We start from the raw sequence: 13608 nt of genomic DNA on the forward strand, positions 1-13608 counted from the left end.
AGGTGGAACATGCCCGAGAAGATCCACGTCAATCAGGACGTTCTGACCAACGCGGCCGGGAACCATCAAGAGGCGTCGGACTACCTGTCCACCGTTTCGGCCTCACACGAGGGGATCCAGGCGACCCTGAACTCGCTCGGTCCGATCTACGGCGACTTTCGCCAGGCGGCCGCGTCGTTGCTCGACGCACGCAAGGACTGCTACGACGGCCAGTCCAGCGAGCATTCGACGGTGTCCGACAATCTGAACCGCGCGGTGGCGACGTGGAACCAGAATGAAGACGATGCCGCCAGTGCCTTCAGGCACCTCACCGACGGGCGCCGATGACTGAGCCGAATCCGGCATTCGACACGCTGCACCCCAGTGGTGATGTGCTGTTCCGGTCTTGTCGCGGCGGCTATCTGCACAGTGTGGTGCTCACTGAGGCGGTGATGGACACGGACGTGCATCGGCTGGCAGAGGCTATCGTCCTGGCAGCGGACGTCTCGTTTCTCAAGGCGGCGTTAGAGATCCGGGGCGAGATCGTCACCACCGGGCACGCACCCTCGGCCGCGGTGCCCACCAATGACGATCTGAGGATGGCTGCCGAGCGGCTTTCGGCCCACAAACTGCACCCGGGCGGGAAAACAGGTCGCTAAAGCACCCATCTTCCGGCGGCCTCAGCGTTGGGTGCGATGTTTGCCGGAGGATCAACCACCGTGTCGCCAAACAGGTTTCGGGCCCGCTCTAGCAAGGCGAGTACCTCGCTCAACTGCGCTGCACACCCCGTCCCGGGGGACCCGACATCAGCCACGATTTGCACGCTACCGACCGGTTCAGGAGCTGACAATTCACCGCGCACAGTGGTTGTGGAAAGAAGCCCGAACAGTGTGGGCGGCGCGGTCCGGTGAGGGCGAATTCGGGCCAGAGCGCCAGGACGGCAACGGTACGCTTGCGCGGTGGCACTCTTCGGTCGGCGGTCGGCGCGGCAGCGTCTCCGGAACGCGGCACGGGAATCACTGACGATCCCGGCCTTCAGCGCGCCGGTCGACTGCAGTTCCTGGGTGCTCGGTGGTCTGTGGCCCGCCGAGCTGGCGACGGTCACCCCCGAGACGGCGCCGCTTGCCGACTATCTCAACGCCGATCTGCAGCGAATCGCGCATTCGGCCAACGAGAAGCTCTCCGCCATCAGTCGATCAGATCTGGCCGGCCCTGCCCGTCAAGCTGCCGAGTCCCGGGTCATCAATGTGGCCAGGGCTTTCGCCGTACTGCGGGTGGAGTCGACGGTGCGCCAACTTCACAAGGAGGCCCTGGAGTTCGGCGGGGAGTACATCAGCCTCAACGCGGCCCCGGCCCCCGCCCCGGTCCGGTCTCCGGCCCCAGCGCCGGCCCCGGCTGTGGTGTTGCCGCCCGCTGAGGTCCCGGCCGAACCGGTCGAGGTGCCACGCCCGCCCGACCCGCCCGAGGAACCTTCGGAGGTATTTGCTCAACGGGCCCGTCATCGGCAGCCGGAAACCTTCGCCGCCGGGCCCCAGGCGGAGCCGCTCGACCCGCTGCCGGCGACTGCGCCGCCGCCGGCACCAGAAGTCGAGGTGGCCACGACGCCGGAGGTACTCGAACCCGAGCTCCCCGCTGAGCCATACGGTCCGCCGCCGAGCGTGATCGAGAGCGTAGAGCACGAGCAACCATCGGCGGCCGCATTCCCGACCGAAGCGATCCAGGTCTCGCCGATCGAGCGGGTCGAGCCGGTCTTCGCCTCGCCGCTCGAACCGGTCGTCCTCCCGCCGGCCGACCCGGCTCCCGCAGCCCCGGAACCACCCGCGGAGGCCCAGCTCGAACCCGTCGTGCCGGCGGTCGCCGAATCCGACGAACAGCGACTCCAGCGTCTGCTTGCCTTCGTCGCCCGTCAGGAACCCGGACTGCGCTGGGCGATTGGCATCTTGGCCGACGGCACCACCCGCCTGGTCACCGACATCGCCAACGGATGGATTCCCTCGGGGATCGAGCTGCCGGAGGGGGTACAGCTGCTGGAACCCGGCCGTCGGAACGGAACCGCCACCGAGATGCTGGGCAACCCGACGGAGTCGGCCACCTACAGCCCCGGCGATCGTCTGGGGTGGGCGAGTGATTTCGCCGTGACCGACACCTCGGTACAGCCCCGCGAGTTGGCGCCCATCGCCGATCTCGGTTGGCAGCTCAGCGAGGCTACCCACTGGCGCGAAGGAATTCCGCGGATGGCCAACACGCTGGCGAAGGCGGGCGCCGCCGGCACCGGTGTGGTGGACGCCGAAATCGACTTATTGCGTGTGCATCTGGACACCATGCGCTACCAGCTGCTGGCGCAGTATCCCGACTCCGATATCGCCTTGGTGCTGAACTGCATGCTGTTGGCCGCCACCGAAGGCATCGCGACCGGAGACACGGTCTCGGCCAATTACCACTACGGCTGGTTTCGGACGCTGAACGTACCACCGGCGAGCTTGTGGGATTCACAGACATAGCCGGCGCCGATGAATTGACGCTGTTCACACCGGCTGGACATACTTAGCCAATGTCGGGGGCGGAGAGCCGCGCGGAACTCAGCGACAAGGACCTCGTTGAGTCCGTGTTGCGGGATCTGCGCGAGGCCGCCGAGAAATGGGAAGCGCTGGTAGCCGAGGCTGAGAACACAACCTACAGCGTCGATCTCGGAGATGTCCGTGCCGTGGCCAACTCCGATGGGCGGCTGCTCGAGCTGACGTTGCACCCGTGTGTGGTCAGCGATTACACCTACAGCGAGTTGGCGGACCGACTCAATCTCGTGTTCGCCGCACTGCGCGAGGAAGCCCAGTCAGATTTCGAGACGCGATACGGCGCCAGCCCGGTCTGACAGTGGCTTGCCGATCTACCAGTTCAGAGCGGCCATCTCGCGTTTGGTGTGGCACACGGCGCGCACGGCGGAGTCTATGTCGACCGCGGTGATGGTCTTGAGGTCGTCGATCGTCACCGGCTTCCCGGCACGCTTCTGGGCGGCCACCCGGGTATCGCGGGCTAACTCGGCCTCCTCAATCACGTTGCGGGCGAACCGCCCGTTGTGCATGACGTTGATGCCATGCTCACCGCGCGGGCTGACGTAGCCACGGATCGTGGTCACCATCTCCAGGAACCGCTGGCGCGCTTCGGGATTCAGTTCGGTCGCGCGACTGGATCCGTAGCGTTCACCGATCTCGACGATCTCTTCGGGTGAGTAGGACTCGAACCGGATCTTGCGGTTGAACCGGCTGGCCAGGCCGGGGTTGACGGTCAGGAATTCATCGACCTGGTCTTCATAGCCGGCCGCCAGGAAACAGAAGTCGAAGCGGTGCTTCTCCAGTGCGATCAACAGTTGGTTGACGGCCTCCATGCCGATCATGTCCGGAGTCCCGTCCTGGTGACGTTCCACCAGCGAATAAAACTCATCCATGAAAAGGATTCCACCCAAGGCCTTTTCGATCAGTTCATTGGTCTTGGGACCGGACGATCCGATGTGCTCGCCGCAGAAGTCCGAACGGCGCACCTCGGTGATCTCCGGGTTACGCACGATACCCATGCCGGCGTAGATCTTGCCCAACGCTTCGGCGGTGGTGGTTTTGCCGGTGCCGGGCGGGCCCACCAGCAGCATGTGGTTGGTCTGGCCTTCCACGGGCAGGCCGTGTTCGAGTCGCATGGCACGGACCTCGAGCTGGTCCTCCAACGCCTTGACCGCGCGCTTGACCTCCGCCAGGCCGACCTGCTTCTCCAGCTCGGCGCGCCCCTGCTCCAGCAGCTCAGCACGACGGTCCAGCGCATTGTGCTCGTCGAGTTCCGCACGACTCTTTGCCGAGCCGGCGTCCCAACGGTCGGTGCGACTGTCGATGATCTGTTCCTCGGTGACCACCAGGCGCAGATTCGGTTCAGCCAGCGCGGCCTTGGCCGGTTCGGTCAGCACACCGTTGATGGCCGCCTTGGACAGCCAGACCTGCGCCTTGTCCTCTTCGCCGAGCTGGCGGTGCACCATGCCGCGCAGGTAGGCGAGATCGGCAGCCAGCAGGGGGATCTCGCTCGGGTTGATCGACGCGGTCAGCACACCGGCCGGAAACCGCTCCGAGGAACGCGTCTGCCCGGTGATGTCGACGCGATCCAGCCAATCCAGCGCCACCCGGCCCTGGCCCAGATGCGCGGCCGCGTAGCCGGCCAGGGCGCACACCGACGCGGTGACCGCCGGCATGACGATCGCGCGGTCGGGGAGTTCTTCGGCGGCCACGGTCAGCAGGTCCGGCCACCGCTGGGTGACGAACATCAGGTAGGCGCGGCCGAGCTGGTGCCACTGGTGGTTGATCCAGCTGTCCAGCAAGGCTCTGTCGGTCAGCAGGGCGTCGGCGCGTTCGTATTCACCCGCAACGGTGAGCGCCGATGCCAGGGCCAAACCCACATGCGAGGCATCGGTCACCGTGATCGACAGATACGGCCCCAGCGGAATCTGAGCGGCCAGGTGCCGGCCCAGCCGGGTGGTCTCCTTGTGCAGCCAGTCGCTGTTGGCATAGAGACGCTTGAGGGTGTCCAGGTCGGTGTCGCCGCAGGCGATGCGGCCCAGCCACGCGTCGGCCATCGAGGGATCGGCCTCGGTTGCCGCGACGAAGTCGGTCAACGCGTCGGGGGTGCCGTAGCGCCCGTCCATGCTCACCATGGCCCGGTCGAAGTGTCGACGGGCCGCCAGCAAGTCACTCAATGTCTGTCGTCCTCTGTCGCGCGTCCAGGGTCTCTCCGCTGACAACCGATGCGGTGCGGTGTCATCGCGACGACATCGGGGCCAGCGCCTCCGGGCTGCAGTACCGGTTTTCCGCCCGGAACAACTCCACCGTAGCCAGCCACGATTTTCCGCCGGCCGCAACCCGTACCGCGTTCCGGTCGATCTGCTCGATGCTCACCTCGACCGCGTCCGGTGGTGGGGGCGGTGTCCCGGGCGGCGCCACCGTGATCACGGTGGCCGGCCGCGGTGACGGCGCGATCGGCCCGTCCACCACGCTGACGGTGCTGCGCGGAGTCGGCCTCGACTCACCGACCACGGCCACCTCGGGCATTCGGACGCTGGCCCAGCGGGCCTTGTCCTGGGTATGCACACAGACTCGTTCGCCGGCGCCGGCCGCCCGGATGACGATGCGCTTGGCGATCAGGTCTTCGGCGGCGATGAACACCCGGCTCAACTCGCCCGAGTCGGTCAGCGGCACCATCAGCCGGTCGCCGTTGGCCAACTTGCCGATCAGGACGCCCGACGGACCGATCTCGATGGGCAGGTTCGCCGGTAACCGGCCGGGTCGCAGGCCGCGTAACCGCGGGCGGGGGGCGCACATGTTGGCCTCCAGCGCGGCGGCCTGCTCCCCGTTGAGCCGCCGCAGCACCACCGCCGGGGGAGTCGGGGCCGGCTGCGGTGTTTGCAGGGTGACGGTGGCCGTACACGTCCCATCTGGGAACACCGTGACGTTCTGGATCACCTCGTCGACCGGCAGAGTCCATGCCTGGGCCAGCAGCTGGGCACTGATCTGGCGGGCCGGATAGGCATAGGTCGTCACCCAGCCGCCCTCGGTGCGCAGCGTCTTCCAGCGCTCGGCGCCGGCCTGCAGGGAATTCCCGCCGAGCCGCCGATCGAGTTCGACCAGGTCGCTGGCGGTGGCCACCCGGGTGCGTAGGCCTTCGCAACGCAGCAGGCCGGCAATCCGTTGCGCTACGGCGACCGCGGTGGCACCCAGTGTGGTGCGCCAGCGCAGCGCCGCGGTGTTGTCGATGACCCGCAATCGCAGCAGCAGCCAGGTCTCCCGCTGGCCGGCATAGGGCGGTGTGCCGATCTCTGTGTCGTAGACCCGCGGGAAGTCGCCGGTGGTGGCACGGCGCGCCCCGATGCTGATCACGCTCATGGACTCCAGCACCAGTCCGAGCGCGTGGCGCAGCATCGGCAGCAGCTCGGCGACGTCCACGACGTTGTCGGTCTCCACGTTCACCGAGCCGGTGGCCACCGTCGCCGCATGTGCCCGGCCCAGCAGGTGGACTGCCACCACCGCCACACCGTCGGAGATTCGCACCCCCCCGCCGGCGCGGTTGTTGGCGACCGTGATCGGCTCGCTCCAGGCGGCCTTTGCCGGGCGCCGCAACCACAGCCGGGCCCACGACCACGCCGGCTGGCCCCACCACGGCACCAGCACCACCAGCACCGCCAGCAGGACCGCCACCGCGGCGCCGATCAGTCCGCCCAGCGCCCACCCGGCCAGCCCGCACAGTGCGATCGTCGCCGCGCACAGCAGCCGCCGGTTGCTCGACGCAGTGAACCCGGTCAGCCGGACCCGGTTCTGGCTCACTTGGTGGCCCTCCGGATCCGCGCGGTGATCGCGGCGGCCAGGACGGTCGCGGCGATCACGCCGAGGAACCCCAGGGCAACGGTCCGGGCCCGATGGTCCGGCGGCGGTGGCGGCGGAGCCGGGGTGATCACCCGCTGCTGCGACCCCGGGGCCAGCGGGTCGCCCGACGGCACGTTGAACGTCAGCGCCGCCACCGGGTCGACCAAGCCGTAGCCCACCCGGTTGTCGACGCCGGCGGGCGGATTGTGGGCGGTCTGCATGATCCGGTTGATGACCTGATGCGCGGTGAGCTGAGGGTATTTCGCCCGGACCAGGGCGGCCACGCCGCTGACGTAGGCGGCCGAGAAGCTGGTGCCCCAGAACGGCATGTTCTTCTCGCCGACCCGAATCGGGGGATAGGCGTTGACCGGTACAGCGCCCTGCGGCGACAGGCCCATCACGTGTGTGGCCGGCGCGGCCACCCCCACCCAGGGACCGGCCATGCTCTTGTCGATCGGCGCCCCGGTGGCATCCACGCCGCCCACCGATAGGACATAGTCCGAGAACCACGACGGGCTTGAGATCACCTTGACCTGGTTCCAGTCCCGCGGATCGCTCGGGTTCAGCGGGTCGAACATCGGGTTGTCGGCGCAGCCGGCTTCGCCGACATTGCCGGCGGCCGCGACGATCACCGCGTCCTTGACCGTCGCCGCGTACCACAGCGCCGCCCCCAGCACCTGTTGGTCGAGTCCGGCCGCCACCTGAACGCAGGAGGTCACCGAAATGTTGATCACCTTGGCACCCAGGTCGGCCGCGTGGACGACGGCCTTGGCCAGCGTGGCCAGCGTGCCGGCCTTGACCCGCTCGTCGTCGTAGCCGAACCGTTGCGGGTTGACCGGCTCGAACGCCCGGGACGACTGGCGGATCGAGATGACGGTGGCGTGCGGTGCCACCCCGACGACACCGTCGGGGGCGCCCGGCGGGGGCGGGGGGACCGCCGGCTCGTCCTCGGTCTGCGGATCGGCCGGCCCCGAGGCCGGTGCCACGGCACCCTCCGGCGGTGGGGGAGGCGGGGGCGGGGGTGGCGGCGGTGCCACCTGGGTGATGGTCACCGGAGCCGGGATCGGCGGCGGTGCCGGCGGGCCGGGCACATCGGCCGGCGGCAGCGGTTCGCCGATACTCGGCGGCGGACCGGCCGGCGGGGGGAAGGCGGGGACCTCCGGCATAGGGCGGGGCATCGGCAGCACGCCCAGCGGGGCCGCGGCGATGATCGACGCGGCGATGGTGCCGTGCGCATCGCAGTCCTGCAGACCGCCCAGGCCCTCAGGGCCACCCATGATGTAGTCGCCGCCGGCGACCGCCGGTAGCCGGGGGTTCGGTGTGACGCCGGTGTCGATGACGGCCACCGGAACGCCGTTGCCGGTGGAGTACTGCCATGCCGCGGCGATCCCCAGCATGTCGAATCCGGGTGCCAGCTGGGCCACATCGGGGTTGCTGACGGTGATCGGCACACTGCAGGAATTCGAACGGCGCATCGGCTGGTCAGGCCCGGGTACGCCGTCGGCCGGCACCAGGGCCGGATCGACGGACGGCGGCTCGATCGCCTGCGCCATCGGGGAGCCGCTCGACAGGCTCACCAGCAGCATCACCGCGGTGACCGCGGCCCCGCGGGCGCGCAGGCGATTCAGTTGCGCACCCACACGAACAGTCCTCCCAGCCAAGCGCCAAGCACCCCCACCACAATGAACGCCAGTACTTCGAGCCATTCGACGGCCAGCCGGATCCAGGGCACGAACTTGGTCTCGGGGACCAGCAGTCCGGCGGCCACCCCGAGTCCGGCGAAGACCGCGACGGCGGCGGCCGGCCATAGGAACCCGCCGGCGGTGTCGCCCGGGTTCGCCAGTGCGTATTTCACGATTCCGGTCAATACGGCCGCGCACGCCCCGCCCACCAGGGCGATCGCCTGGACACGGCCGGCGAAACCACGGCCCTGGGTGATGAACAGGCCCGCCACCAGACCGCACAGCGCCAGCGTGCCCCGCGGTCGGGCCCCGCCCGGGTCCAGCACCATCCACACCGCGATCGGCAGCGCCGTGGCGATCGCGACACACATCCCGACCTGCACCGCGTTGATCAACCGCGCCGAGGCCGCGATCGCGGTACCGCGCGCCGAGATATCGACCAGGTCGTCCTCGTCGTCCTCGCCGTCTTCCGGGGTGACGGGCGAGACCGTGTCGATCGGCATATTGGCGCGACGGGCGAACAGGTCCCGCCCGGTGATCGAACCGAAGTACGGTGGCCGCACCCGCGCCACCCACAGCGCGATCGTCGGCGACATGCGCAACAGGATCAGCAGGCCCAACAGCATGCAGATACCGATGACCTGCGGTGATACCGGATGCCACATCCGCGCCGCGGCCACCGCCCCGCCGATTCCCGCGGCGGTGACGATCGCGGTAGCCACCGCGGTCTGCGAACGCAGCAGCACACTCAGGCCGATCGCGCCCAATGCCAGGACTGTCACCCCGATCATCAGGTGGGGCGCGCCCAGGGCCCCGGGGGCCGCGCACAGCGCGGCGCAGGACAGCGCGACCACCGCCAGCCAGCCGAATCCGCTCAACAGGTCGTCGCGGGCGGGCCAGTTCCGCCGGATCACCGTGGCACCGAGCGCCAGCAGTCCGCCGAGGCCGGCAAGGACCGCCGCGGGGGGCCAACTGTCGCTGAACGTTCGGGCCCGAACCGCCAGCGCCGACAGCACCACCACGGCCATGGCCATCAGCCCGATCGCGGTGTGCGCGGCGGTCAACGCGGTGACCGGGGCGAACATCCGATCGACCTTGACGTTGAGCAGCCGGGTCACGGTCTGCTCGTCGGCCTTGTGCCCACACTCCTGGCACTTGATCTCGGGTTGGGTGCCCAGGCGGCGGGCCGTCGCGGCCAGGGCGCTCGACAGCGATTCGTACTGCGGCTCGAAGGAGTCGCCGCCCACCGCCGGGACCAGAACCAGGGTGTCGCCGTCCTGAACGCCCAGGTCGTCGAGGCTGCGCGTGATGTCCAGCCGTACGCCGTTGACTTTATGCAGTTCGTAACTGCCCGGGGGGAGAGCCACCCCGTCGAAACCGTGGTGCCGCAGATCCTCGTCGAGCAGCTCGACCATTCCCTCGAAGAATTCCTCCACCGGAATACCGGCCGGGAAGACCTGGGACACGAGGTGTTTGTCGTATGCGAGACTCACCGCACAGCGTGCCGGAAACGCGACTTTAGCTGGTGTCGGAGAAGTCACCGCGCTTACCTTTCGGTGTCGGGCACGAACTTGTCGGCCAGACCGGCGGTTATTTCAAATAACCGCAGCCGGGTCTTCTTTTTCACCTCGTTGTGGACGTCGATGATTCCGCCCTTCGCCAGATGGGCGTCATACGGCATGACTTCCACCGTGGCGCCGGTTTTGCTGAACCGTTCGGTCAGATAGGCCACCGCGGCGCTGTCCTCACCTTGCGCGGAGTGGTTGAGGATCACCGTGGCCCGGGACACCAGCTCGTGGTGGCCCTGCGAGGCCAGGTAGTCCACCGCTCGCAGCACCGGCCGGGACTGGTCCGCGGTGATTCCGGAGACGAAGACCAGCGTGTCGGTGTTCTCCAACACCGGCTTCATGACCGGGTGCTCCAGGTCCGCCGCGGTGTCGACCAGGATCACGTTGTGGGTTCGCCGCAGCCGCGACAACACCCCGCTGAACATGGCCGGGACGAGCGGGCGGAGCTGATCCGAGGTGCGGTTGCCGGCCAGGACATCCAAGCCGACGGCGTTTTGCCCGAGGTGTTCGCGGATATCGGAATACCCCTGTACGTCGGTGTCGCTCAGAACGGCCGAGTAGTCACCGGGCGGGTGCTCGTCGATGCGATCGGACAGGGTTCCGAAGCCCGGGACAGCGTCAATCGCGATCACATTTTCCGGTCGGCATTCCCGGAATACGCTGCCGATTGCGGCGGTCATCGTCGTCACGCCGGTGCCGCCCTTTCCGGACACCAACGTGATCACGTACTGGCGCCGGATGTGCCGACGAATTCTATTGCGCAAATCACGGTAATGACGTTCGCGCGGAGATTCGCCCGGATTAATAACTTTCGCCGACACGACATAGACCAGTTTGCGCCAGCCCGAACCGGGCGGAATCTTGCGTGGTGTCGCCAGGTCGGAAATGCGCATGGAGTCCGATACGGAATCCCGGTAGCGGTGACCGGATGTCGGATCCCACCGCCCGGATGAGCCTTCGTCAGGCATATTCTGGCTATTCCATGGGCTCGTCACGTGCGTGATGTTAACACGGCTGCTGATTCGGCGTTTGCAACGTTTCTGACGGTGGACGGTAATGCACGGTAATGGTGAAGATGTGAATTCACTGTCACACAACCCGCCGGTGTGAATGCCAGTCCGCGCCGGCCGGCAGACGAGCGATGAGCCGCAGGATCGCGTTGGCGACATCGGCACGGGTGCCGGGGGAGACGATCTGGTAGCGGCGGCCACCGTTGTCGATGTTCTCCACGCAGACGCGGCCGGCGGGGGTGTCGGAGATCAGCACCGCGGTATCCCCGATCGCCATTCGAGCCAGCTCCTCGGGGCCCGCACCGGGCTGGATCGCAACGATGTTGGCCTGACCGGACACCTCCGGGTCGGCGGTCATCGCCACGATCTGCTGTTGGTCGATGTCGAGCCGCTGTGCGGCCAGGTATCGGCGGAGGCTGTCCTGGTCGCGGACCCGCTCGAGCAGTTCCTTGGTCTCCAGGGTGACCGGCCGCAGCTGGGCGGCCTCGGTGACACCGCACAACCGCTCGATCTGGCCGACCAGCAGGTCGCCCGCGGCCGCCTGGTCGGTGGCGCTGCCGGCGGGATAGAGCCGCACCTCTTGGTCATGGCGTTCGAGCACCACCCACCAGGAGGCGAACCGGCTGATCGAGACTCGGGTCATGTGCTGGGGGTCGCCGTACGGCCGGCCGGGGAAGTTGAGGTTCAGCATCAGCGCGATGTCGCGCCGCATGATCACCGTCAGCCATTCCCGGACCATCGAGTCCACCGCGCCCTGGTCGTCGAGCACACCGATCTCGGTCAGCTCCTCGGCGATCGGATGGCGCAGTGCCCGCTCGGCGGTGTCCAGGCGGGGCAGCAGGGGACGAAGCCCCAGTTCCGGGCAGAGGGTTTCGATCCCGGTGACGGCCTGCAGCACCCACAGCCCGTCGAGCGTGGTTGTCAGCACGTCACCCTCGTCTCATCTGTGGTCTCCGGTAGCCGGCCTGACACGCGAAATGGGGCATCTGCGCCGCTCGCGCAGACACCCCACCTCGGTGACGATCGGGGTCCGATCAGAAAAGCGATTGGATCGTCTGGTCGGTCGAAATGGCACCCTCCAGCACGGAGCCGATGGTGGACCCGTGCTGCCCGATGGTCTCGATCAGGCCCTGCAGGCCGGACAGCATCTGGGCCTGGGCTTCGAAGAAGCCGGTGGCACCGTGGCCGGCGAAGTACTCGGTCAGCATCTGGGTGAGCTGGTGGGAGTCCTGGTGGATCTGGTCGAGAGTGCCGGCGCTGCTGACCACGCTGTGGGCGTGATCGGAGACGGGGCCGGGGTTGTAAGTGATACCGCCACTGTCTGCCATGGGGATCGATGTCCTTTCGAGTTTGGGGGTCGGGGGTTAGGCGGACTGTCCGCCGAAGAGCGAGTGGAAGGCGTGCTCGGAGTGGGACTCGTGCGACTCCATCAGGGCAGCGGCCTGGTTGAGGCCCTCGGTCAGGCGGTGGCCGCCGGTGAGGATCTTCTGTACGTCTTCGTGGATCTGCGCGGCGGTGGCATACGAGGCCTTGGAGCCGCCACCGTCCCACGTCCCAGCGCCCAGGATGTTCTCGTGGTCGGCCAGGTACTGGTTGGCGATCGCCTGCGCGTGTTCGATGTGCTGCGACAACTTCGACGCGGTGTTCCGCATCAGTTCGGGCGTGACGACAATGGCTGCCATCGTTTCCTCCTCGGTTGTAGAACAACCCCCCCGGGTTCGGCGGGATGTAGCTGGCGGTAGTGTATTGGCTCCTTTCGGATGTGTCGATTCACCCTGTCTTCAGCAAACGCCCAGGTCACACCCGGTCGTCGACAACTCGCACGGTGTTTGTCCGGTCGGAGGACCGGTCGCCTTGGCCTTTTCCGCCTGCCCCGGCGCCATGGGCCATGGGCATGCCGCCCATGCCGCCGCCGCTGGTGGCCGTCACCCGCTGGGACTCGACGGAGCCCAGCGCGCCACTGGGCCGCAACCCGACCGGACGCCCGCCGCCGGACTCGAATGCGCTCACCGGCCGGGTGAACGCGGACACCGGCGCACCCGCTCCGCCGCCCCCGAAGCCCCCAGCACCGGGTGAGACCGTCGCATTGGCCAGCATCGCCGTGGCCGGAACCCCGCCGGCCCCGGCCGGATTGAGAGCGCCGCCCAGCATGCTCGGGTTCATGAACATGCCCATCAGGGACTGCATCGGGCTCATCATCGACTGCGGCATCTGCATCAGAGACTGCGGCGCCTGCATCAGTGTCGAGCCGATCTGCTGGACCGGGCCCAGCATCGAGCTCATCTGTGAGCCCATGCCCTGGGCGGCGTTGGCGCCCTGGCCGGCGGCATTGGTTGCCGACGACGTACCGGTGTAGGCGGCGCGCATCGCGCCACCGGCCGCGGCCTGCGATGCCGCTTGGCCGACGGCGCTGGCCGCGGCCGCCGGCGCTGCGGGCGAAGCGCCCATCCCGGCCACCGGCGCGGGAACCGTCAGGCTGGAGGTGAGCGCGGTCAGCACCGCCCCGTAGGACGCGCCCACCGCGGCGTTATTGGGCCAGAACAGGCCGAAGTACTCGAATTCGAGCGACGTGATCCGCGGCGTCAACGCCCCCAGTACCGACGGATTGATCCCGTAGTCGGTGGCGGTCTCGATCCGGTTCTCCTCGCACTCCTGGGTGGTGCGCATGCTGCCGTAGGCCAGCTGGTAGGCCTCGACCGCCGCCGCGACGATCGGCGCCTTGACATCCACCCAGCCCGCCAGTCCGTGCAGGGCCACGTTCAGCAGGGTGGCGTTGAGAACGGATCCCTCCGAACCGGCACCGACCCATCCGATTGAGGTCAATGCGGTGTTGACCGCCGAGGCGATACCCGACGCGTGGTGGGCCACACCCAGCGACGTCCATGCCGCCCCGTTGGTCAGCATGGTCATCACACCCGCGCCGGATTTGATCAACATGTCGTTGGTCTCCGGTGTGCGGGCGGCCCACCCCGGGTCGGCCACG

The 13608-nt window shown here is 68.1% G+C and carries 13 protein-coding genes; 4 read left to right on the forward strand and 9 right to left on the reverse strand.

Annotated elements, in window-relative coordinates:
- Positions 1-9 precede the first annotated feature (9 nt).
- From ACKY0W_RS00205 to ACKY0W_RS00220, 4 genes are all read left to right on the forward strand, one after another.
- Positions 10-327: a type VII secretion target gene (locus tag ACKY0W_RS00205; RefSeq protein WP_409435898.1), complete on the forward strand. Its 318-nt coding sequence runs from the start codon at positions 10-12 to the stop codon at positions 325-327.
- Positions 324-638 (forward strand): DUF2694 family protein, encoded by a 315-nt coding sequence (locus tag ACKY0W_RS00210; protein WP_409435899.1) that lies wholly within the window; start codon positions 324-326, stop codon positions 636-638. Before ACKY0W_RS00205 ends, ACKY0W_RS00210 begins: the two co-directional genes overlap by 4 nt.
- A 300-nt stretch (positions 639-938) precedes the next feature.
- Positions 939-2480, forward strand: a complete 1542-nt coding sequence (locus ACKY0W_RS00215; RefSeq protein ID WP_409435900.1) for a DUF5631 domain-containing protein — start codon at positions 939-941, stop codon at positions 2478-2480.
- 50 nt (positions 2481-2530) lie between these two features.
- The gene (locus ACKY0W_RS00220) at positions 2531-2848 is read left to right on the forward strand and encodes a DUF2710 family protein (RefSeq protein WP_406759441.1); all 318 of its coding nucleotides are present in this window, start codon (positions 2531-2533) and stop codon (positions 2846-2848) included.
- A gap of 15 nt (positions 2849-2863) precedes the next feature.
- On the opposite strand, the gene eccA is transcribed toward ACKY0W_RS00220, so the two are convergent.
- The 9 genes from eccA to ACKY0W_RS00265 form a co-directional block, all read right to left on the reverse strand.
- Positions 2864-4663 carry a type VII secretion AAA-ATPase EccA gene (gene eccA, locus ACKY0W_RS00225; protein WP_409437897.1) on the reverse strand — a complete coding sequence of 600 codons (1800 nt, stop codon included), beginning with the start codon at positions 4661-4663 and terminating at the stop codon, positions 2864-2866.
- Between the two features lie 103 nt (positions 4664-4766).
- Positions 4767-6326, reverse strand: a complete 1560-nt coding sequence (eccE, locus tag ACKY0W_RS00230; RefSeq protein WP_409435901.1) for a type VII secretion protein EccE — start codon at positions 6324-6326, stop codon at positions 4767-4769.
- On the reverse strand, positions 6323-8005 hold the full coding sequence (mycP, locus tag ACKY0W_RS00235; RefSeq protein ID WP_409435902.1) for a type VII secretion-associated serine protease mycosin: 1683 nt from the start codon (positions 8003-8005) through the stop codon (positions 6323-6325). The genes eccE and mycP overlap by 4 nt, the downstream gene beginning before the upstream one ends.
- Positions 7990-9588 carry a type VII secretion integral membrane protein EccD gene (eccD, locus tag ACKY0W_RS00240; RefSeq protein WP_409435903.1) on the reverse strand — a complete coding sequence of 533 codons (1599 nt, stop codon included), beginning with the start codon at positions 9586-9588 and terminating at the stop codon, positions 7990-7992. The genes mycP and eccD overlap by 16 nt, the downstream gene beginning before the upstream one ends.
- A 5-nt stretch (positions 9589-9593) precedes the next feature.
- Positions 9594-10610 carry a MinD/ParA family protein gene (locus ACKY0W_RS00245; protein WP_406759548.1) on the reverse strand — a complete coding sequence of 339 codons (1017 nt, stop codon included), beginning with the start codon at positions 10608-10610 and terminating at the stop codon, positions 9594-9596.
- 94 nt (positions 10611-10704) lie between these two features.
- On the reverse strand, positions 10705-11553 hold the full coding sequence (locus ACKY0W_RS00250; RefSeq protein ID WP_409435904.1) for an ESX secretion-associated protein EspG: 849 nt from the start codon (positions 11551-11553) through the stop codon (positions 10705-10707).
- A gap of 106 nt (positions 11554-11659) precedes the next feature.
- The gene (locus ACKY0W_RS00255; RefSeq protein ID WP_065041726.1) at positions 11660-11953 is read right to left on the reverse strand and encodes a WXG100 family type VII secretion target; all 294 of its coding nucleotides are present in this window, start codon (positions 11951-11953) and stop codon (positions 11660-11662) included.
- Between the two features lie 36 nt (positions 11954-11989).
- Positions 11990-12307 (reverse strand): WXG100 family type VII secretion target, encoded by a 318-nt coding sequence (locus ACKY0W_RS00260; RefSeq protein ID WP_409435905.1) that lies wholly within the window; start codon positions 12305-12307, stop codon positions 11990-11992.
- 115 nt (positions 12308-12422) lie between these two features.
- Complete coding sequence (locus ACKY0W_RS00265; RefSeq protein WP_406759436.1) at positions 12423-13607, reverse strand: PPE family protein; 1185 nt, start codon at positions 13605-13607, stop codon at positions 12423-12425.
- Position 13608: the final 1 nt, after the last annotated feature.

The organism is Mycobacterium sp. SMC-14 (genome assembly GCF_046250075.1).
Lineage (GTDB): Bacteria > Actinomycetota > Actinomycetes > Mycobacteriales > Mycobacteriaceae > Mycobacterium.